Annotated in this window: 20 protein-coding genes; 10 read left to right on the forward strand and 10 right to left on the reverse strand. The window is 36.9% G+C overall.

What is annotated here, in order from left to right:
• Positions 1 to 245 precede the first annotated feature (245 nt).
• Together SAGCYANO_RS27900 and SAGCYANO_RS45790 are read left to right on the forward strand one after the other, a co-directional pair.
• Positions 246 to 563: a hypothetical protein gene (locus SAGCYANO_RS27900; RefSeq protein ID WP_202223055.1), complete on the forward strand. Its 318-nt coding sequence runs from the start codon at positions 246 to 248 to the stop codon at positions 561 to 563.
• A 524-nt stretch (positions 564 to 1087) separates the two neighbouring features.
• Positions 1088 to 1366, forward strand: coding sequence for a transposase family protein (locus SAGCYANO_RS45790; protein WP_237396772.1), 279 nt, complete (start codon positions 1088 to 1090; stop codon positions 1364 to 1366).
• A gap of 760 nt (positions 1367 to 2126) precedes the next feature.
• Here SAGCYANO_RS45790 and SAGCYANO_RS27910 read toward each other — a convergent pair.
• A complete protein-coding gene (locus SAGCYANO_RS27910) occupies positions 2127 to 2318 on the reverse strand; it encodes a hypothetical protein (protein WP_202223056.1) in 192 nt (63 codons plus the stop codon).
• Between the two features lie 176 nt (positions 2319 to 2494).
• Between SAGCYANO_RS27910 and SAGCYANO_RS27915 the strand changes: the two genes are divergently transcribed.
• From SAGCYANO_RS27915 to SAGCYANO_RS27925, 3 genes are all read left to right on the forward strand, one after another.
• On the forward strand, positions 2495 to 2653 hold the full coding sequence (locus SAGCYANO_RS27915; RefSeq protein WP_202223057.1) for a hypothetical protein: 159 nt from the start codon (positions 2495 to 2497) through the stop codon (positions 2651 to 2653).
• A gap of 167 nt (positions 2654 to 2820) precedes the next feature.
• Positions 2821 to 3642 (forward strand): alpha/beta fold hydrolase, encoded by an 822-nt coding sequence (locus SAGCYANO_RS27920; protein ID WP_202223058.1) that lies wholly within the window; start codon positions 2821 to 2823, stop codon positions 3640 to 3642.
• Positions 3643 to 4057: 415 nt separating this feature from the next.
• Positions 4058 to 4255, forward strand: coding sequence for a hypothetical protein (locus SAGCYANO_RS27925; RefSeq protein ID WP_202223059.1), 198 nt, complete (start codon positions 4058 to 4060; stop codon positions 4253 to 4255).
• A 377-nt stretch (positions 4256 to 4632) separates the two neighbouring features.
• Here the strand turns inward: SAGCYANO_RS27925 and SAGCYANO_RS27930 are convergent, their stop codons facing one another.
• The 5 genes from SAGCYANO_RS27930 to carA form a co-directional block, all read right to left on the reverse strand.
• Positions 4633 to 4926, reverse strand: a complete 294-nt coding sequence (locus SAGCYANO_RS27930) for a DUF1816 domain-containing protein (RefSeq protein WP_202223060.1) — start codon at positions 4924 to 4926, stop codon at positions 4633 to 4635.
• 463 nt (positions 4927 to 5389) lie between these two features.
• Positions 5390 to 6253 (reverse strand): 23S rRNA (guanosine(2251)-2'-O)-methyltransferase RlmB, encoded by an 864-nt coding sequence (rlmB, locus tag SAGCYANO_RS27935; protein WP_202223061.1) that lies wholly within the window; start codon positions 6251 to 6253, stop codon positions 5390 to 5392.
• Between the two features lie 397 nt (positions 6254 to 6650).
• Complete coding sequence (locus SAGCYANO_RS27940; RefSeq protein ID WP_202223062.1) at positions 6651 to 7061, reverse strand: Mini-ribonuclease 3; 411 nt, start codon at positions 7059 to 7061, stop codon at positions 6651 to 6653.
• A gap of 423 nt (positions 7062 to 7484) precedes the next feature.
• The gene (locus SAGCYANO_RS27945) at positions 7485 to 7862 is read right to left on the reverse strand and encodes an STAS domain-containing protein (protein ID WP_202223217.1); all 378 of its coding nucleotides are present in this window, start codon (positions 7860 to 7862) and stop codon (positions 7485 to 7487) included.
• A gap of 372 nt (positions 7863 to 8234) precedes the next feature.
• Positions 8235 to 9395, reverse strand: coding sequence for a glutamine-hydrolyzing carbamoyl-phosphate synthase small subunit (carA, locus tag SAGCYANO_RS27950; protein ID WP_202223063.1), 1161 nt, complete (start codon positions 9393 to 9395; stop codon positions 8235 to 8237).
• A gap of 327 nt (positions 9396 to 9722) precedes the next feature.
• Here carA and SAGCYANO_RS27955 point away from each other — a divergent pair, with 327 nt between their 5' ends.
• From SAGCYANO_RS27955 to SAGCYANO_RS27970, 4 genes are all read left to right on the forward strand, one after another.
• The gene (locus SAGCYANO_RS27955) at positions 9723 to 10349 is read left to right on the forward strand and encodes a TIGR02281 family clan AA aspartic protease (protein WP_237396776.1); all 627 of its coding nucleotides are present in this window, start codon (positions 9723 to 9725) and stop codon (positions 10347 to 10349) included.
• 286 nt (positions 10350 to 10635) lie between these two features.
• Entirely contained in the window at positions 10636 to 10863 is a 228-nt protein-coding gene (locus SAGCYANO_RS27960) for a hypothetical protein (RefSeq protein WP_202223065.1), read from the forward strand.
• Between the two features lie 94 nt (positions 10864 to 10957).
• Complete coding sequence (locus SAGCYANO_RS27965; protein ID WP_202223066.1) at positions 10958 to 12163, forward strand: RNA-guided endonuclease TnpB family protein; 1206 nt, start codon at positions 10958 to 10960, stop codon at positions 12161 to 12163.
• Positions 12123 to 12542, forward strand: coding sequence for a TIGR02281 family clan AA aspartic protease (locus SAGCYANO_RS27970; protein ID WP_202223067.1), 420 nt, complete (start codon positions 12123 to 12125; stop codon positions 12540 to 12542). Before SAGCYANO_RS27965 ends, SAGCYANO_RS27970 begins: the two co-directional genes overlap by 41 nt.
• Before the next feature lie 573 nt (positions 12543 to 13115).
• Here the strand turns inward: SAGCYANO_RS27970 and trpD are convergent.
• Complete coding sequence (trpD, locus tag SAGCYANO_RS27975) at positions 13116 to 14183, reverse strand: anthranilate phosphoribosyltransferase (RefSeq protein WP_202223218.1); 1068 nt, start codon at positions 14181 to 14183, stop codon at positions 13116 to 13118.
• An 899-nt stretch (positions 14184 to 15082) separates the two neighbouring features.
• Here trpD and SAGCYANO_RS27980 point away from each other — a divergent pair.
• Positions 15083 to 18076 (forward strand): PAS domain S-box protein, encoded by a 2994-nt coding sequence (locus SAGCYANO_RS27980; RefSeq protein ID WP_202223068.1) that lies wholly within the window; start codon positions 15083 to 15085, stop codon positions 18074 to 18076.
• Between the two features lie 399 nt (positions 18077 to 18475).
• Here the strand turns inward: SAGCYANO_RS27980 and SAGCYANO_RS27985 are convergent, their stop codons facing one another.
• The 3 genes from SAGCYANO_RS27985 to SAGCYANO_RS27995 all read right to left on the reverse strand — a co-directional run bounded on the left by SAGCYANO_RS27985 (position 18476) and on the right by SAGCYANO_RS27995 (position 21894).
• Positions 18476 to 20905 (reverse strand): WD40 repeat domain-containing protein, encoded by a 2430-nt coding sequence (locus tag SAGCYANO_RS27985; RefSeq protein WP_202223069.1) that lies wholly within the window; start codon positions 20903 to 20905, stop codon positions 18476 to 18478.
• 95 nt (positions 20906 to 21000) lie between these two features.
• Positions 21001 to 21210, reverse strand: a complete 210-nt coding sequence (locus SAGCYANO_RS27990; protein ID WP_202223070.1) for a hypothetical protein — start codon at positions 21208 to 21210, stop codon at positions 21001 to 21003.
• Positions 21211 to 21894, reverse strand: a complete 684-nt coding sequence (locus SAGCYANO_RS27995) for an NB-ARC domain-containing protein (RefSeq protein ID WP_202223071.1) — start codon at positions 21892 to 21894, stop codon at positions 21211 to 21213.
• Positions 21895 to 21998 lie beyond the last annotated feature (104 nt).

Here is a 21998-nt window from a genome sequence, read left to right on the forward strand (position 1 = left end):
TTTAACAATATGTGGTTTAGTGCGACTAAGAATTGGCTCATTTATATTAGTATAAATCATCAAAAACTGAGATAAAAATAATAAATCAAAGTCTAATAAATATTTGAATTAGTAACACTAAGTGTCTCTGATACCCATAAAACTGTACAAATTAACTATCTTCATAAGTAGCGATAACCTCCGGTTAAGCGTACGCTATCGCTCCACTAAAGATAGTTAGTATAAGCGTTTGAGTATTTTTGGAGATGTCTATTGCCGACCGAGAAGCGGATTTTTATGACTTATTTGCTTGTTGTGAGCATCTGGGGTCAGATTTTTTGATTAGAGCTGTTCAAAATCGTCGTTTGGCAGGCTGTGAGCAGGGTTTATGGGAAACATTAAAGTCAGTTGAGCCTCAAGGAACGATTATGGTGGAGGTCAAACGCAATCCGACTCGACCAGCCAGAAAAGCTGCTTTAACCATTCGTTATACCACTGTTACCCTTCAACCACCTCAGAATCGAGCCAAAAAAGAACAACTAGCTCCCTTGACATTACAAGCAATTTTTAGTCAAAGAAGTTGACCCACCAACAGAAATTGAACCGATTAACTGGTTACTGCTGACCACATTAAAGATTACCAGTATTGAAGATGTCAACAAGTATGTTCAATGGTACAGTCATCGTTGGTTAATTGAACGTTATCATTATGTTTTAAAAAGTGGTTGTGGCATGGAGAAATTACAATTAGACCTCTCCAAAATAGAAATTAAGGTAAAATTGTAGTGCCCAATTATATATATACTGTCCCCAAATGAATAATGTATTAGAATATATTTATAATCATCCACTCATAAACAAAAAGGATTATTGGTATTACAGATAAACAACTAATAAAATTAATAGAAAATGCTCAAAAAGTTGAAGACAAAAAAAGACAGGCGATAATGCTCCGCATCGCTAACGCGAACGCCAGTGAAGAAAAAAGATTTAAATAGGGAGGAGGAAGAAAAAAATCTTTAGGCAAGGCGAAAGAGATAATGTTGACATTATATTATTTGCATCATGTACCAACATTTCAACTGCTAGGAGCAACCTAAGCGAGTTAGTGAATCAACAGCAAATAATATTTTTCGCGCTTTGGAGCGATATTTTGAGGGAATTATTACCATCTAGTTTACTAGAGGAATTCTCGGGAAAAGAAAACGAATATTTATGGATAAAAGAAGCTTTGACAGAAATAGAATTGATAGTTGATAGTACAGAACAGGATATATTCAGGCCAAAAAATGATGAAAAGCAGAAAAAATATTACTCAGTCAAGCCAAAAAGTCATACGTTAAAAAATCAAATAGTAATCACTAGCTTTGGGAAAAGAAATAGTTGATGTAATAGTAGGAGAAAGAGGTCCAGAGAGTGATATAAATTTATTCAAAAAACGTAAGCATTCAGCTATCAGCAGTCAGCTATCAGCAATTAGTAATGAATAATTACTTCTGAGGTTTTGTCCAGGAACTTTGGTAGTAACTTTTTATTATTTTTCAATTTCAAAGGTTGCTTTTACCTTCCCTAAAATTAATAGCTGATAGCTAATAGCTGACGGCTGTTTGCGCAGCATTCCGGAGGAAATGCTTACCAAAAAACAACAAAAAAAGTTTGATAAAGAACAAAGATTTCAAAGAGATAAAGGTGATCAAAGTGGGGAAATAATTGACAGGCCAAAGAAAAAAAAGAAACCATAAAATGTCATACAAAGTCAAGAAAGAGAATCAAAAAAAGCTCAAAAAGAAGATTTGTAGAACATGTAATAAGACTGATAAAAATCTGCGCGAGTGGCACGAGAAAGATTCAGATTAAAAGAGAGTAACCAGTGAAAAAGTAATTTTAACAATATGTGGTTTAGTGAGATTAAGAATAGGAACACTAATGTTAACATAAATCATAACTTTAGGTATAGTAAAAAGCCAGAAATAATTACATAAAAATGCTAAAGAATTAACAATAACTATCTGTAATACTATAAATCTCATAAAAAATGACTATCTGGAGGAGCTGGCGATCGCTCTCTCAAAGATAGTTACAGTAAGTGCTTGATAATTTTTGGAGATGTCTATTAGAGACAGCACAAACATTAGAGATGGCTTTGGCTACCTATAGTATTGTTGCTTGGCGTTTGTTGTGGTTAACGGGACTTTAGCTCGTTGTTCTCCAACGAGCAGTTGTGAACAAGTTTTAGAACCATTTCTTGTGGCAAGTTTTATATGCAACCATACACCACCAACTTTATCCTGATTCAGCACCACCAACTCTGGCTCTCTGTTGTGAATTGGATTGCTCAATTGGGCGGATTTTTAGGTCGAAAAGGTGATGGTTCTCCTGGTGTTAAAGTTCGGGCTGCGTGGCAGATCGCGATTGCATGATCTTGTTAAAGGCTGGGTTGTTTGTCAGTCTCTTATGATTAATTAAACGTCAGTTCAACAGAATTTTCATCGCCGAACTTCAGATTCACCCAGCTTTGAGCTTTATAGCTGATATTACCTCCAAATCTAATGATCGACCAGCAGAACTTAATGACGATTTTCCCAGAGTCAGTTTGGCGTTGGCGGAGGATGGTGGCGGCAGCTATATCGCTACTCCATACATAAATGCTTTTTTTTGTCAAACCTTATGTTAAGAAAGATGTGGGTAATGGATAGCTTACTAAGGGGGTTAGGGGGATCTGGGGGCTGGGGGCGGTCTAAAAGTGTATCTCACCAATTTGAGAAACGCTATAAAAATAAAAAGGCTGTAGTAAATCTTTAAGAATTATCGTTATAAAAAAACTTTACAGAAAATATAATCATGGTCTCATCATTACCACTAAATTTTCAAGTCAAAGGACAAGGTTTTCCCATTCTTTGCCTCCACGGACATCCAGGCTCGGGCCAATGTATGTCAGTGTTTACCAATTCCCTCTGCCAAAACTTTCAAACTATTGCTCCTGACTTAAGAGGTTATGGCAAAAGTTATACGAAAAAAGACTTTGAAATTACTCAACATTTAGTAGATTTAGAAACACTGCTAGACCAACTTCAGATACCCAAATATTTTATCTTAGGATGGTCGTTAGGTGGAATTATTGCAATGGAGTTAGCTCTAAAAAACCCAGAGAAAGTTGCTGGTCTGATTTTAATAGGTACCGCAGCACGACCTAGAGGTAATCATCCACCCATTACTTGGCAGGATAATCTTTATACTGGTTTGGCGGGGATCATAAATTGGTTTATACCTGGATGGCAATGGAATATTGATACTTTTGGCAAGCGATCGCTATTTAGATATCTCATTCAACAACACACTCCTGCCACCTATAAATATTTAGCAAAAGAAGCAGTCCCTGCCTATTTACAAACTTCTAAATTTGCCACTAGAGCATTAAATCAAGCTTTAAGAAGTGGCTATAACAGATTGAGCGAGCTGCCACAGATACAATGTCCTTGCTTAGTATTAGCTGGAGCTAGCGATCGCCATATTACTCCTGAGTCCAGTCAAGAAACAGCTCTACATCTCAATCATGCACATTGGCAATGCTATCCTAACACCGCTCATCTTTTTCCTTGGGAAATTCCTCAGCAAGTGTTAACAGATATAAAAAAATGGATGCAGCCTCACCAAACATATTAGAAATTCTGGCGTTGCTGATTCTGGGTATGATGCAAGCCCCCTAGCCCCCTAAAATTGGAGGGAATAAAACTCTAAAAGTCCCCCAAAATTCCAGGTTTAGGGGGCTTGACCAGAACCAAACAATCGCACATTCATACTTCAATTCAGCAACGCCGAAATTCTTGTAAAAGTCAATTAAAAGTCAAAACTCAGAAAAATTGATAATTTCCTATTTATAACTTATCGGCATTGCTGAAAACAGATATCAAGACTGAAATTAAAGTAAATCAAGAGTATTCATCAGCTTTACCGAAACATTGTGGTTTAAAGCTTCCCCTTTTAAGAGGATAATAAATAAAAATTGTCATTATTAGTCAATCCTATCCGTTTTAAAGGAGAGGTAATTCTAAATTCGCGCATTCTAAATTCTAAATTCTTGAATACCTTTCTATCTACTATCAAACAAGTAGCTAGTATCTATGAATCTTATCGACTATTGACACTCCACGGACTAAAGTCGCGTGGATTCTTCAGAGGAGCTGTAAATCGGGCTAAAGCCACGATTTCCACATTGCTCGAAACGGCCACATTGCCAGTACCGTACCGTAGTACGTATACAGCAGCAGCTCACTAGGCGGTGTCAATTGCCACTACTCTCTCCGGTCTAGACCATTGAGGCTACTTTTTTTAGTTGTTGGTTGATTCACTCGCTCTGAGGTACAACGTGCTGACTAACGGCTGGAAACAGAGTGCTAACTGACACCGGGCAACCTTTTCGGTTAACCACCATTTAACTGAAGCGTCCATTAGCTATCGGGCTTTCACCATGATTCAGAGGTCTTCGTGTCTTTGGAGCTAATTATAACACATTTTTTTGACTACGGGTTAAAACCCGTCGAGTCGTTTCCCTCCAGCCGTTAAAACTGGCTGGTTTCACACTTACCGAAAATTTAAGATGACTTCAATGTTATACTATTATTCAGCAACACCATTTATCTTCAAATTTGATATTTAAAAGGATAAGGTTTGGGGACTAAAAGCAGAACTTACTACTCTTGTATCGCTACTATTTTCCAATTCATCATAAATAGTTAACTCCATAGGTTTAGACTGCTCAATAGACACCTGAATACCCTGAGCAGCTTCATCTTTTAAATCTTCTATATAACCAGCCTCAGCAGATTTTGCTTCTTCAGGTGTCAAAAAAGGTCCAAAATAATAAGTGCAACGAGGGTTAGCAGTAAAAATTTTAACCCACCAATCTAGACTAGAGAAGTTTAGTAAGTTTACCAATCTTTCTTTCATACTATGTTAATTATCGTTGTATTAATCGTTGTATTAGTAGTTGCTTTTGAAGTTACTGATTCTCACATCTACCAATGTTTGTGACTTTACGAGCAAAAGTTCTAAACAAACTATCAGGAAAAATTTGAATCAATAACTAAACTATACAAATTATAAAGAGTGTTTATTATAGTGAACTGGGAGTTTCAAAATCTATTTCGCTGGTAGTAGCAAAGTAGCTTATAGAAAGCCGTTTTACCCATGTTAAGCTATACTTCATTCTCTCTATTTTGTTATACTACGCCAATTCTATTTTTTCAATTTTTTCAATGATATTTTAGTAGTTGTGCATTGTAATGGTAGTCTATTTTAATTATTTTGCTCAAGGACAATGGTAGATGGTAGTAGGGGCATCTTGCTCCCATGAAGCAGTGCTATTGATCCCCATCTACCATTACGCTAGCAGGACTATCAATATTTTTTACTACATACGCCAACTTTTTGACCAGCGTTGTCTATGGATCTCATAAAGGGCCATACCCGTTGCTACTGATACATTGAGACTAGGTGTATTCCCTGACATTGGTATAGATACTAAAGTATCACATTTTTTTTGGATGAGAAGGCTTAAACCCTCTGCTTCACTGCCAATAACTAAAACAATAGGTCCTGTAAACTTTACGGTATGAATAATATCCCCATTATCAGCTACAGTACCATATACCCAAAATCCCTCTTTCTTCAATTCATCCAAAGCACGACTCAGATTAATAACTCTGGCTACCGGAAAATTTTCCAAAGCTCCTGCGGCAACTTTTGTTACAGTCGAAGTTATTCCTACTGCTCGTCTTTGCGGAATAATTAAACCTTGTACTCCCATAGCTTCTGCCGTTCTAATAATGGCTCCTAAATTATGGGGATCGTTGAGACCATCAGCTACTAGCAATATAGGTTGCTCGGTTTTAGACTTAGCTTGAGAAATTAGTTCGTCAAGCTCTTTATACTCGTAAGGAGATATTTGAGCAGCAATACCCTGATGATTTTTTCTGTGGGTAATTTGATCTAGGCGTCTATCGTCTACTTCATCTATGATCGTACCTCTGGCTTTAGCTTCATTGAGCAATGTATGAAACCTGGGATCGTATCTTAGTGGCGGAATAACCCAGATGCGGTTTAAGGAACGCTCACTTTTGAGAGCTGCTTGTACGGTATGTCGTCCATAGATTAGATCGTCATCTTCCCTTGTAGTCTCTGAACGATCATTGTTTGACTGCTTACTTTTGAGTTTTATTGATTTCTGTTTTTGGGGTTTGTCTTGAGAGTCAAATTTTGAAGGTTTTATCGGCATAGCTAATATCAAATTTAGTTTTATTTCTAATACAGAGGGGCCTATGCCAGAAGGCCCTTGGTAATATAAGTACTTGTGCAAAATTAATTTAACATTTGTAAGTAGGGAGTAGAGGAGTGGGAGAGTGGGGGAGTGGGAAAAAAACCTAAATAAATCCTCCCTCTTGGTCCATTGGATATAGCGAGGAGACCTCGCCACCCTACGGGAAGCTCCGAAGATTTACCGCTTTCTTTTAATTGGAGCTGAGGTAATAATAGCTGACATCATTAGGTAATTTGTCCCAAGTTCAATCAATACCATTACCGTTGCACCGACTGCCAAAATGTAAAAAAAAGTAGGGAAAGAGTATATTTAGGTAAATTTAGGCTTCTGTTTTTACCCCTGTGAAATTAACCTTTTAATTCTTTCTATCCTTTATATCTAATTCTATATAGCCTAGTAATTGGTTTAATCGTTGAGGATCTGTTAAATATAAGTACCCAATTAAAGCTTCTAAACTGGTCGCCTGTTGATAAACTTCTGGATCTAATCTTTTCGGTTTCCCAAAAGCAGCGTTGCGCCCTCGTTTGAGAATATCTAACTCTAAACTGGTAAGATGAGGTTTTAAATTATGTAAATGATGGGCTTGACTTTCTGCTCTAACTTGGGCTACCACAAGTTGATGATAAGACCGCGATCGCTTTGCTGGTATCAAGTAGTAGCTCCGAATAAACAATTCATAGATAGCATCCCCCAGATATGCCCAAGCTGAGGGTGTAATTTCTTGAATTTCTGTTGGTGTTAGTGCGACAAGGTTTAAATGTTGCAAACCGATCGTTCTCCTCGTTAGCCCAGCCTTTCTACTCGATCAAATATTAGTCGTAACTCATAGCGGTTTTCAAATAAATAGACTACAGTGGCCAAAGTATTATTCTACTGCCTACTCCCTGGGACCTACAGACGTTGCATGCAATGTCCCTACCTCCCTAACCCAAAAGAATTTTGTAGTCTACTGAAATGAATTGGGCTGTAACTTAAGTTTGGGTCTCAATTTACCAGTACAGGCCAAATTTTATTGTCACAATATTTCTAGTTTTTCCTATACTGACAATTATTATTTAAGTACCAATTTTTTCTCAAAATTTGGTATTTATCTCGAGCGGGCTTGACCAACTCCCGCCTAGACCTTTGCCTTTTGACGGGAGATAGCATCTATAAGCTATACTCAACAGTCGGTCATTGCCTGGCTTTGTCAAGATTTCTTGACATTCTCTATAGCTTCATCTAGTGAAGACCGTAAGGACAAAAATTTCTCTAAACGAACCAATTTAACAGTTTGATTTACACGGGCATTGGAGATTATTTGTAACGTACCTTCTTCATATTGTTTGGTATGCTTTACCAGTTGTACGAGTGCTCCTAACCCAGAGCTATCTACAAAATCTATTTTGGACAAATCCAAAATAATATTTTTTGGCCCTTGATCGATTTTTGTCTTCAGTGTTTTGTTAAAAGTACCTTCTGAGAAGGCATCTAGTAGCCCTGTTAAGCGGAATAGCTGGTAATTATCCCTCTCTTCATGAGTACATCTCAGGCTAACAGTTAGGGCTAGTGGCTTAGGCTCAGGAATAACACCCTCCTAGCTTGATTTTGCATAAGTCGAATATACATTATACTTTTTGATGTGAAATTTGTCTACCCCTACAAATAACTTAATTTTTTGAAGTAGCACTCAGCACTCAGCTAGCCTCCTATGGTCGGAACTGCGTTAACAGCAGTCAGCTTATTCTTGGTGTGTAATGGGGATTTTATCCCCCATAAAAGGCGCACCACTAATTTTTTCACCCTAAGCGTGGGGGACTTAAACCCTCGAATTTTTAGCTGACAGCTAAATACTGTTTGCGGAGCATTCCGGAACGGAAAAGCTGATAGCTAGTTAATACAAATTATGCAAAAATTACATAATTTAATTCAGGAATACATAAAATTTGTAGGCAAAATCCTACTTTGATTTCGAGGCTTTAGCTTTCCGCTCATCTTGCATTACCTGGACAAAACGTTCAAATAAATAATCAGCATCGTGAGGACCAGGGCTGGCTTCAGGGTGGTATTGTACTGAGAACAAAGGTAAAGACTTATGTCGTAAACCGGCAACAGTTTGGTCATTCAAGTTAAGATGTGTAATTTCTACCTCAGTAGCTAAAGAATCTGGATTAATCGCAAATCCATGATTTTGACTTGTAATCTCCACTTTTTGCTGCAAACCTGCTGGCTGATTGAGACCACGGTGGCCAAATTTTAATTTAAAAGTGTCGGCTCCCAAAGCAAGACCGAGGACTTGGTGTCCCATACAAATGCCAAAAACAGGTTTAGATGATTTAAGTAACTCTTTAGTAGTCTCAATACCTTCGGTAACAGCAGCAGGGTCTCCTGGGCCATTAGAAAGGAAAATACCATCAGGGTTATACTTCAGAATTTCTTCTGGTGGCGTATTAGCAGGAACAACTACAACTCGACAACCATAGCTAGCTAAACGTCGTAGGATATTTTTTTTCACTCCAAAGTCAATGGCCACGACTGTATACTTTTCTCCACTGTAACCAGAAACAGATGGGTTAAACTCCCAAGCTGCATTAGTAGGTTCAGACCATTGGTAAACTTCTTTAGTTGTTACTCCTTGAACTAAATTCAATCCTGCCATGCTAGGAGCAGACTGAACTTTTTCTAGCAATTCAGTTGGGTCTAGAATTTCTGTAGAAATTGCCCCATTCATTGCCCCTAAAGTCCGAATTTTTTTGGTCAAAGCACGGGTATCTATACCATAAATCCCTGGAATTTTATGTTCTTGAAGATACTCTGACAAAGACAGAGTAGAGCGCCAGTTACTAGGACGTGGACAAATATTACGAGCGATCGCACCTTTGATTTGTGGTTCATTGGACTCTTCGTCTTCAGGGTTTACGCCTGTATTTCCCAACTCTGGGTAAGTGAAAGTAACAATTTGCCCGCAATAACTTGGGTCTGTCAGAACTTCCTGATAACCAGTCATTCCTGTATTAAATACTACTTCTCCAATAGTGGTTCCAGGGGCACCGAAAGAAAAGCCTTGATAAGTAGTTCCATCTGCTAGTACCAGTAGTGCAGGTTGAGCTGAGATTGACATTTTAATTCCTCTAAATTAATTAGTCAGGACTTACGCAAATCTACCTTGAAAACGCCATGTGTAGGGGCGAATGGCATTGGCTAGCGCCAAGCTCCGAATTGCGCCCTCATTGGATTTAGTGTCCGTGCGTAAGTCCTGTTAGTATTAAATTAACAAAAAATCTAGTAGTAATAAGTACAGATTACAGTGACTATTCAAATAAGATAAAATTAACTTAAGCTATTAAATATTACAGTAAATAAATAGTTAAAATTCTTAAAAAATTTAGTAATTATGATTGAAAATTATTCACTCCAGAAATCTAATAATATAAGTCAGGTAAAGCAGATGAAATCAGATACTGAAAAAAAACAACAGGTCGAAACCAGATTTGGGCAAATACCATCAATATTGCTGACAACATTACTTTCTATAACAGGATTTGGCCTTGGTTATACTGCAGGTGCGATCGCTCAAGAATATCCAGGATGTTTTCTCCTTGATGAATTTGGCAATAGGAGAGATTTAACGATATCAGTTTGTGGTCTGTTTCCAGAAGAATTACCAGAGGAGGTATCAACTTCAACTGCAACAGCAGGGTTATATGAAATACCAATTAAAAGTCGTAGCGGTGGTATTCCTGTAATTGATGTTACTTTTAATGCTAATCAAACTTATGAAATGTTGTTAGATACCGGAGCTAGTGGAACATCTATCACTCAGGAAATGGCCAACTCCCTGAAAGTTATACCTAATGATCGGGGAACTGTAATAGTTGCTGATGGCAGAAAAATAGAAAAAGAATATGGAATAGTTGCTTCTATTTCGGCAGGAGGTTTAGAGTTCAAACAATTTAGAGTTGGTATCTTAGCGCCTGAAGCAAAGTTACCATTACTTGGACAAGACTTCTTTGGTAATTATGATATTACAGTTAAAGAAAAAGTAGTAGAGTTAAAGGTACGTTCTAGTAGTTAAAAGCATCATATTTATAAAAAATTTTATGTGAGGCTCACAGAATAAGGAGTCAGGAGTGAGGAGAAAATCATGGTGGTCAATTAAGAGTCAATAATTAGGAGTAATATCATGTCCGGTAGCATCGGTATTGTATAGATAAGGTAAGGAAGAAGGAAGAAGGAAGAACCTTACTTAATATGTAGATATTTCCCTAACTTTTCTTGTAATAAAAATCAGGTAAAGCAAATGAAATCAGATACTGAAAAAACAACAGGTCGAAACCAGATTTGGGCAAATACCATCAATATTGCTGACAACATTACTTTCTATAACAGGATTTGGCCTTGGTTATACTGCAGTTGCGATCGCTCAAGAATATCCAGGATGTTTTCTGCTTGATGAATTTGGAAATAGGAGAGATTTAACAATATCAGTTTGTGGTCTGTTTCCAGAAGAATTACCAGAAGAAGTATCAACTTCGAGTACCGCAGAAGGAATATACGAAATTCCGATTAAAAGTCGTCGGGGTGATTAACTGTTGAATAAAAATTGTAGAAAGTAGTTGCTATTTGTATAAAAGTGCTTTAATATTAAACAGGTAACTAAAGCTTAGGAAATAATTCAGGTGAATGCGACTTGTTGATAGACATATTATTAACCGAACACATAACTTTTGGGCTTGTTGTGATGAGTTAGCCTTTAAGTCGAAAAACTTGTATAACTTAGCTAATTATTACTGTCGTCAACATTTTTTCTGTACTGGTCATAGTCTGGATTTAACTAAACTGTACCACACCACCAAAGATAGCGATGCCTATAGAGCATTACCAACTAAAGTATCAAAACAAATAATCAAATGCTTGGTGGCAACTTGGCGTGGTTATTTTCAGGCAATCAAAGAATGGTCAAAACATCCAGGGAAGTTTTTAGGTAAACCTAAAATACCAAAGTATAAGGACAAAACCAAAGGTCGAAATGTAGTCATATATTCAAAGGAATCAGTCTATAGAGCAAGTTTAAAAGATGGTATTTGTCACTTATCAATGAGTGAAATCAAAATACCTGTAATTGTAGAAACTGTAATCGAAGTCAGGATAGTACCTGCTACTAGCTGCTATATAATTGAAGTAGTGTATGAAAAAGCTCTTCAGCCACAAATACACTCAACATATATAGCCGGAATAGACTTAGGGATTGACCGATTAGTAGCTCTATCTACAAATAAGCCTGGTGTCAAACCACTGCTGATTAACGGGAAGCCACTAAAAAGCGTCAATCAATTATATAACAAGCGTAAAGCTAAGTACCAAAGTCATCTCAAAGGCAACAGAAAAACCAGTCGTAAGATTGAAGCATTAAGTTATCATAGAAATCGTTTTGTCGAGAATTATCTGCATAACACCAGTAAGTTAGTGGTTGAGTATTTAACCACAAATAATGTTGGTACTGTAGTCATAGGAAAAAATGATAATTGGAAACAAGGTGCAAACATCGGCAAAAAAAACAACCAAAATTTTACTCAAATACCTCACTATAAGTTAATTCAACAGATAACTTATAAGTGTCAACTGGTTGGGATAAAAGTCATTGAAACCGAAGAAAGTTACACCAGTAAGACATCTGCTATTGACCTAGAAAAACCAATATACCATGAAAACTATGTAGGCAAGCGAGTCAAACGTGGCTTATTCAGAAGTGCAAAAGGTAAAGTAATTAATGCCGACGTGAATGGTAGTCTTCAGATAATTAGAAAGAAATTCCCAGGGGCATTTACTGCCGAGGGAATAGTGAGCTGTGCCGTACAGCCAGTATTGGTTAATCCAATATCAAGATAAAAGCTGTTTCATTTTTCTACAGTTTTTTTCGTACGGTGGTACTCCTGTAATTGATGTTACTTTTAATGGTAATCAAACTTATGAAATGATACTAGATACTGGTGCTAGTTCTACTTTAATTACTCAAGAAATGGCAACAGCTTTGAACATTTTGCCTTTTGGGCAAGGAACTTTTACTTTAGCTGATGGTAAAAGTGTAGAACTAGGAGTTGCTATTGTCGGTTCTGTTTCTGCTGGAGGTTTAACAATTAACCAGTTGAAAGTTGCTATTGCTCCTGAAGAGAAGGAAAGGGGTTTGTTAGGACAAAACTTTTTTGGTAATTATGATATGACAATTAAAGAAAATGTAGTGGAGTTGCGGGCACGTTCTAGTAGTTAATTTCATATCTGGTTGCATTAGAGTGTGGGGAGTAGGGGAGTAGGGGAGTAGGGGAGTAGGGGAGTAGGGAGATTGAAGTAATTATAGAATTATCAACATATATTATATAGAATCCCTGATCGTATCTTTATACGCGGTATGTGCTTTTGGCAGAAGTCCGACCCGACGACTGAGGAGTGAAGAGCGAAATTCAGGAACGAGAATAGGGGAGGCAAGCATATGCGACTCCGCGACGACGTTAGTCGCACTTGGTAGCAACCCTAGCAAGTTGAAATTTGCTTCCATCTCCTCACACTCCCCACATTCCCCTCCTGGGAGGGGTTAGGGGTGGGTCCCCACACTCCCCACACTCTCCCTATATTTTTAAATAGATCCACTCAGGGGTTCTATATCAGGAGGGAAGAAGAGGGAGTTTTAAGGTATAAGAAGGAGAAAGTTTTTTTGATCGCTTAATTTCACAGGATTATCGTACAGAAATTATCAATTACTCCCCTCCTGGGAGGGGTTAGGGGTGGGTTCCCTATTCCCTATTCCCTATTCCCTATTCCCTATTCCCTCTTTTGGAGGAGATGTCTAATGATTTAAGAATTGAACTAACTGCTCTAATTTCAACCAAGCTGCCCCACTCTGGAGAATATCTTTAGCTTTAGCAATACCTTCTGCATGAGCTTCTAGTGGTACAACACCTGCTACTTGTAGCGCTAGGGAACTATTCAGAGCAACGATATCTGTTTGTGCAGAAGTGCCTTTACCTTGGAGAACATTCTGTAAAATTTCAGCATTTTTTTCTACTTCCCCACCCTGTAAGGCACTTATGGGAGCAAAATTTAATCCTAAATCTTGGGGGTTAACGGTTGTCATTCGCACCTCACCATTAGATAAAATAGCCAGATCGGTAATATCGCCCAAACCAGCTTCATCTAGTTTTTCTCTACCGTGCAGCACGATCGCCGATCCTACCCCCAATATTCCTAAAGCTTGAGCTATCGTTTCTATTAGATGGGAATTGAACACTCCTATGACTTGACCTTGAGGACCCAAAGGGTTAACTAAAGGACCTAAAAGATTAAACACAGTTCGTACTTTTAAAGTGCGACGTAGAGGAACTACAGATTTCATTGCTGGGTGCCAACCTGGTGCAAATAGAAAAGTAACTCCTACTTCAGACAAAGCAGATATTACTTTTTCTGTGGGAGCACTCAAACGTATTCCTAATGCTTCTAATACATCAGCAGAACCAACTTTACCAGAAGCAGAACGGTTTCCATGTTTAGCTACTGGTACTCCGGCCGCAGCTACGACAAAGGCAACAGCAGTAGAAATATTGAATGTTGAAGCTCCATCTCCACCAGTACCGCAAGTATCAATGACTGGATATTTAGAGTCTGTGATGGGAACGGAGCGATCGCCATTTTCTTTTGTCAGAGATAAAGATTTTAATACTGTTGCCATACCTGCTAATTCTTCAGCAGATATACCTTTAGCTTGTAAGGCAGCTAAAATTGCTCCTGATAGAACGGGTGGAATTTCTTCTTGTAGCCATCCTTGCATTAAATTAGATGCTTGAGATGAAGATAAAGATTGGCCATCAAGTAACTGCTGTAATAAACTCGGCCATTCATTAGTAGAAGAATTAATCATTGGTGTATCTTGTTGGTTTTGAGCAATATTACCAGTGCAACATTTAACCTTATCAAATCTATTCATCACTGAACATCTTTGACAATAGTATGGCATTACCGTAACAGTAAAGGCTGTTGCCTGCAAAGCTAATCCTTAAAGAACTAGCGCGTCCGAGGCCTTTCTTCTCCTTTGAAGAAAGAAGAATCGTTTTCAGAAGGGTAGTGCTGGTATCCGAGCTAACTTCGCCTGGCAGCTAAAATCTACCGAACTGTTTCCAAAAGGCATTGTTTCCTATATCTTACCAGATTTAAGTTGTTTTTTGAGATTTTGAACGCTCAAAAATCAAAGAAATGGATAGGTTTAACAAGGTTTTTGGTTAATAGTTGCGTCTCATAGTTAAAAGTAAATATATATTTTTCCACTATCTGATTATCCTATGTCTATCCCGTATATATATCAAAAGAATATTTTCCACAACCAAACATAAGTCTATTAAAAAAAGCCAAAAGTCAAGTACATGAATTTCTAACCTTCTCTGGAGTGATTTTATTTTTGGCGTTGGTGATTTGAGGTATGATATCCTGTCCAGATAAGAGCGCGAAAAAAAACTTTCTCCTTCTACTCCTGTTTTTTCTTCTTTCTTTCCTCCTGACTCCTGTACGGGCGTTAACGATAGTTATGCGAAGCAAACGGCCGTTTGCTTGCGCATACTTCGTAACGCCCCTACTACCTGACTCCTAAATAATTAAGATTAATATCATAAACTAATTCACCAATAATGGTCACGTCTTCAAGCCAAAGAGTTAGAAATATGTCAATATATATAATAGCTAAGAGGGTGTAGTAATTCAATAATAAACTTCTTCGGTAGGTAAAAATAGTTACATACAAGGATAAATCTGGAACGGGAAAATTGAATGATTAATCGTCAGAAAAGTCAAGAGACATTACAGCAAATGGAAGATAAGTATCTCAGTATATTTGAGAATAAAGTTGTAGGTATTTACCAAACAACACTTGAAGGACGTTACATCAGCGCTAACGCTACACTAGCTCGTATCTATGGTTATGACTCTTCTACAGAAATGATTGCTGCTTTGGCAGATATTAAAAGTCAACTTTATGTAAATTCTCAGCGACGTGACGAATTTGTTGAGGTTTTACGAGAAAAAGGAGAAGTTTCTGAATTTGAATCCCAGATTTATCGCAGAGATGGTACAATAATTTGGATTTCTGAAAATGCCTGGGTAGTTCGAGATCGCCAGGAAAATTTTTTATATTATGAAGGGTTTGTTGAAGATATTACTAGGCGTAAACAAACAGAAGCTGCTTTGCAAGAAAGCGAAGAAAGACAAAGATTATTAATAGAAAGTATTCAAGATTATGCCTTATTTATGTTGGACTCGGACGGATATATAGTAAGCTGGAACCCTGGAGCCGAACATATTTATCAATATCAATCAGAGCAAGTTATTGGTAGACATTTCTCTACTTTTTATACTCAAAAAGATATTAAAAATAACCTACCAGAGCAAGAGTTAAAAATTGCAAGAGAACAAGGTAAATTTTCTGTCGAAAAAATCTGTCTGAGGCAAAACCAAACGCAATTCTGGGCTAATGTAATTACAACAGCTTTGTATGATGATAACCAACAATTACGGGGTTTTTCTCAAGTCACAAGAAATATTACTGAAAGTAAACAAGCTATGGCTATTCAAACAGGATTAATTGCTACGATACAAGCTTCAGAAAAAAAGTTTCGCGATTTATATGAATCCACTCAAGATGCGGTTTTATTCATAAATGAACTAGGTTTTATTGATTGTAACTTTGCTGCTTTAAAATTATTTGGCTGTACTAATAAATCAGAGTTGTGTGGAAAGCAACCTTGGGAATTTAGCCCGACAAAGCAGTCTGAAAAAGAAGATTCAAGTATGATATTTAAACGTTATTTAGAAATAGCATTACAAAGAGGTATAAGTCGTTTTAATTGGCGATATAAACGTTTAGATGGTTCTGAATTTCCGGCAGAAGTTTTCTTAAGTTCTATGAAGTTTGATGGTAGAAGTGGTTGGCAAGCAGTAGTTTTAGATATTAGCAATAGGGTGTTAAAAGAAAAAACACTAAAGCAGGCAAATGAGGAGTTAGAAAAGAGGGTAGAAAAACGAACATTTGAGCTACAGGAAGTAGTTGGGCGATTACAGAAAGAGATATTTGAACGTCAACAAATAGAAGCAAAGTTACGGTTATCGGAGGAAAAGTTCTCAAAAGCATTTCGTTGTAGTCCCAACCCGATCAGTATTACTACTTTTGAGAATGGGCGGTTTATCGAAGTAAATGATGGCTTTTTGGAGATAATGGGTTATTGCCGTGAAGAAATAATTGGCTTTACTGCAGAAGAGTTGAAGATATGGGTATATCCAGAAACAAGAACCGAATTTATGCAGAATTTACAACGGCAAGGAATTGTGAAAAATCAGGAATACCAGTTCAGAGTTAAATCTGGTGCCATTAGAGTATGGTTGTTGTCTGCAGAGATTATTGATATTGGTAATGAGCTTTGTGTGTTAGCAGTTATTACAGATATTACTGAACGCAAACGTGCAGAAGAAGCTTTATACGAAAGTCAAAGAAAATTAGCTACTTTAGTGAGTAATTTACCAGGTATGGCTTATCGTTTTCGTAACGATCCACATAGAAGTGTGGAATTTGTAAGTGATGGCTGTTACTCATTAACTGGTTACCAAGCAAAAGAATTTTTTGGTTCGCAGAAAGTATTTTTATCACAATTAATTCATCGAGAAGATCGGCAACGTTTATGGAATGCTATACGGTTTGCTATACAGGAAAATAGACATTATCAAGTTGTTTATAGAATTACTACTAAGGCTGGAGCAATTAAATGGGTTTGGGAACAGGGAATAGGGGTGTTTTTAGAGCCAGGAAAATTAATAGCTTTAGAAGGTTTTATTACAGATATTACTGAGAATAAAAATGCAGAAGTAGCACTAAAGCAATCTCAAAATGAGTTAAGACAACAAAAGCAAAAATTAGAAAATACTTTGCAAGAACTGAATGAAGCGGAGACGACTTTAACTAATGCTGAAAAGATGTCTAGTTTGGGTCAGTTAATAGCAGGAATTGCTCATGAAATTAAGAATCCTATAACTTCTGTTTATGGAAATATAGTGCATTTGAATCATTATGTTCAAGACATGATGAATTTACTAAATCTTTATCAAGGATATTGTACTAACCCACCAGATTACATTAAAAAAGAATTTGAGGAGATAGATCTTGATTTTATGAGGGATGATTTGCCCAAGGTAATATCAGCAATGCAAATGGGGGCAGAAAGAATTCGTGATATTGTGAGTTCTCTACGCAATTTCTCTCGTAAAGATGATGTGAAAAAAACTCTGATGAGTTTTCACGATGGTATTAATGGTACTTTAGTAATTCTCCAAAATCGTTTGAAAGGTCGTGGGAAAAAACCTGAAATTAAAGTTAATAAGGTGTATGGAGATTTGCCTTTAGTAGAATGTTATGTGGGTATGATCAATCAGGTATTTATGAATTTAATTGGTAATGCTATTGATGCTTTAGAAGAGGCTTTTGATAATTCTAATTGCCTAGATAAAACTCCTACTATTACCATTAAAACAGAAGCTACATTCGACAAAGTTACAGTTAATATTATAGATAATGGTTTAGGTATGGATGAGGAAGTTAAGAAGCGTTTATTTGAGCGATTTTTTACTACTAAACCGGCAGGGAAAGGTACTGGTTTAGGTTTGTCTATTAGTTATCAAATTGTTGTGGAAAAACACAAGGGAAAGTTGACTTGTATTTCTGCTCCTGGTGAAGGAGCAGAGTTTATAATTGAAATTCCCATTACACAACCAGAATAAAGAAGGAAGAAGGAAGAAGGAAGAAGGAAGAAGGAAGAAGGAAGAAGGAAGAAGGAAGAAGGAAAAGTCATACTTGATCTGAGTTTTAAATTTTTGAACTATTCTAACCTTACCTTCGACTATTAACTATATGCAAGATTTCAATGATTAAGTAATTATTAGGATTCAATAACGTTTTCAACGATTATTAGCCAGTGATTGTATATTATTCTTAATGTTTAATACTCCCCCACTTCCCTACTCCCAACTATTGAATAAGTATTCAACCAGATTTGGTATTATCAAAATAATTGAGTCTAAAGCCCCACCTTTTAAGGCGAAATATTTTTGGAGGCTTGCTCAATCAAATCCCCGTTACAAAAATAACTTCTGAGTTCTGAGTTCTGAATTCTGAGTTCGTTAAATGATGGCTCCCAATGCCAACAGAGTCTCTTTTTGACCCTCCGTCAAACCGATCGCGCCTGTAATATTCATTCCTTCATAGAGGCGTTTTGCTTTCAGAGTTTTAATGCAGCTACCTGTTTGAATATTCCACAGTTTAATAGTCTCATCTTCGCTACCACTTGCAAGCATCGACCCGTCATTACTAAAAGCAACAGTTTGAATAGTATTTTCATGTCCTGTTAAAGTTTGCCAGAGGTTGCCACTAGAAACATCCCAGAGTTGAATTGTCCGATCGCCCCCACCAGTTGCTATCAGGTTACTATTAGGACTAAATTCCATCGCTCTAATTTGCTTGGTATATTCTGCCAAAGTATGCAGACATTCACCTGTACTGACATTCCAGAGCTTAACAGTGAGGTCATCACTAGCACTAGCAATAATTTTACCATTAGAACTCCAGGCAACTTGACGCAACTTATCTTGATGTTCTCCTATATCTGTAAGCTCTCCCGTTTCCATATTCCATATTTGTAATAATTTTCCATCACTAGCGATCGCTAAATCCCGATCGTCAGGACTTAAAGCAACTGACCACAAACAGTTTGAATAATCTTTGAAAGTTTGCAGACAGCTATTTGTATTCAGATCCCATAATTTAATGCAGCGGTCGTCCCCAGCACTAATCAGTTTTCTTCCTTCCCTATAGAAAGCAACTAACCAGATCCAGTCTCCATGTCTTTCGGGGAGAACTGAACATTTCCCAGTAGCAATATCCCATAACCTAATCTGACCATCATTTCCCCCACTAGCAACTTTTGTTCCTTGAGGATGAAAAGCAACTGATTGAACACGCTTTGTATGACGACCTAAAGTTTTACTGTCACCTGTTTCAATATTCCAGAGTCTAACCACGCGATCGTCACTGCCACTCACCAGAGTTTGACCATCAGGAGAAAAAGCAACCGACCACACTCGTTGAGTATAACCATCAAGAGTTTTCAAAGATTCACCTTTGCTCACATCCCACAACCTGACACCTCGATCGTCGCTCCCACTAATTAGAGTTTTACCATCACTGCTAAAGGTTATTGCTCGAACTCGTCGGTTTTGTTCGGGTAAAGTAAGTAATAATTTATCTGTCTGAATATCCCATAATTTGACAGTTTGATCTACACTACCGCTAGCCAGAATTTTACTGTCAGGACTAAAAACAACTGACCAAACTCTTCCATTATGTCCTGAAAAAGTTTTCAGACATTCACCAGTATAGATATCCAATAATCTGACAAATTTATCGTCGCTACCAGTGGCTAGAGTTTGACCATCAGGACTAAAAGCGATCGAGCGAACGACATGATTATTCTGTGGGCAAGTGGTGAGGGGTTTACCTGTCTGAACATCCCATAATTTGACAGTTTGATTTACAGTAAAACTAGCCAAAATTGTTCCTTGAGGGTTGAAAGCAACTGCAGATACCCAGTAATTATCTTCCTCTAAAATATGAAGACATTGATGAGATTCAATATCCCATAGTTTTACGGTACAGTCAGCACTAGCGCTCGCCAAAATATTACCATTAGGACTGAAAGCAACTGAGCAAACTTGCTCGGAATGTTCCTCTAATGTAGCAAGACATTCGCCTGTATTAATATTCCAAAATTTAACAGTAAAATCGCTACTTCCACTAGCTAAAATTTGTTTTTGAGGATGAAAAATAATTGACCTTATCCAATTAGTATGACCTAAACAAGTAGCGATCAATTTACCGTCTGCTACTCGCCAAATATAAATATTTTTATCTGCATCTCCTATGGCCCATAATTTGCCATCATGACTAAATGCTACTGAAAGAATGCTGCCTAAAGGTTCGGAAAAAACGGATTTAGATAAATCGGAATGGGCAAAATTAACGTGATGTAATTCAACTCCTTGAAGATAGGCTTGGCAAATAGTTAAATAGGATAAATTATAGTTGCTTAATTCGGTATTTAGCTGAGACAATATATTCAGAATATTTCCTCCTAAATACCCTGGTGCTTGAGGAAATTCTTTTTGCCAATTTGAGATAATTTGTTGGAGTTTATTTTCTACATTTATTTTTCCGCCAAGTTCTTGAAGTAATCTTTCTAGTAATGGTTGGATAATCAGGCGAATTTGAGTTTCTCGAATATAATCTTTGGATGTTGCTTTGCAGAGACAGTAATTATTAAAAAGCTGTATTTTACCTGTCTTAATTTCTTGGAAAATTTCATCTATTAATCGATCAATAATATATTCTCTAGTTACAGGTAGAACTGTATATTCTAATTGGGTAGTTTTGATAAGCGACCGCCGTTTTAAAGATATTAATGATTGGAGTAATTCTTGTTTGATTTGCCATGAAATAATATCTTCTTTTAGTTCTGTATCTGAAACAGGCTCATAATTAATTGCCAGCCAATACATAACTTGCTGTTCTGAGGTAGATAGACGATTAAACTGACATTCATATAAATCGGTAATTTCGTCAAATTTTAGTTGTCCTAGTTTTAAATAATTTTCTACAAATTTAGATAAATTTCCCCCAATCCATCTTGAATACGCGCTGCTACAACTTCTAAAGCAGAAGGATTACCTGCATAATGCTCAATAACAAATTTCCATTCATTTTCTGAGCCTTCAAATTCTCCATATTCTGTAAATATTTTTTGACTGTTTTCTACATTTAATCCTTCTAATTCTAAAATTTTTATAGTTTTAGTTTTTAGCAATTAAATCAATTGCTTCTGGTTTTCTCGACTGGTAATTAACAAACAACTTTGATGAGAAGACTGAGCTATTCGTTGGAATAAATAACCATAGCTTTCATAACCTTCCCGATATTTACCTATATGACAACCACTGTGGAGAATTGATTCTGCATTATCTAGTATCAGCAAACAACGAGAGAATGCAAAATAATTAATTAGTTTGGTTATTTTTTCATCTAGAGTTGATGGTAATGTAGTTTCTTGCTGCTGAGAAAAGAACTTAATTGAATCTTCTAGAATATATTCTATTGTTGGAGATGTTTCCAGACTTCGCCAAATTACATAGTCAAAATTATTCTGAATTTCTTTGATTAATCGTATTGAGAACAAAGTTTTCCCTATACCCCCTCGACCAAGCAGGAAAATTAAATTACATTTATCCTGCAAAATCCATTTTTTTGAACTCTCTAATTGTTGATTACGCCCGTAAAAGTAAGGAAAAACAGGGGAATTTTCTAAATCTAAAGATACAGGCATAGTAGTTGATTCAGATTGAATATTATCAACTATTTCTTCCCAATTTAATCCCAAAGATTTACAGAATGCTTGGAAATACTTAGGTGTTACACCCGTATTTTTTCGGAATCGTTTCCAAGTACCAATTGAAACAGTATCCGCCACTTGTTTCTTCCCATTTTTAACCATAGATAGAAACTTACTGGCTTCATCCAGCCAATTTTCATTATCTAAGGCCCATCCCTTTTCTATTTGGATTTTCTTAATAGTTTCTTTAATTTTTCAAGTCCTTT

It is taken from the genome of Okeania sp. KiyG1 (assembly GCF_014132355.1).
Taxonomy (GTDB): domain Bacteria; phylum Cyanobacteriota; class Cyanobacteriia; order Cyanobacteriales; family Microcoleaceae; genus Okeania.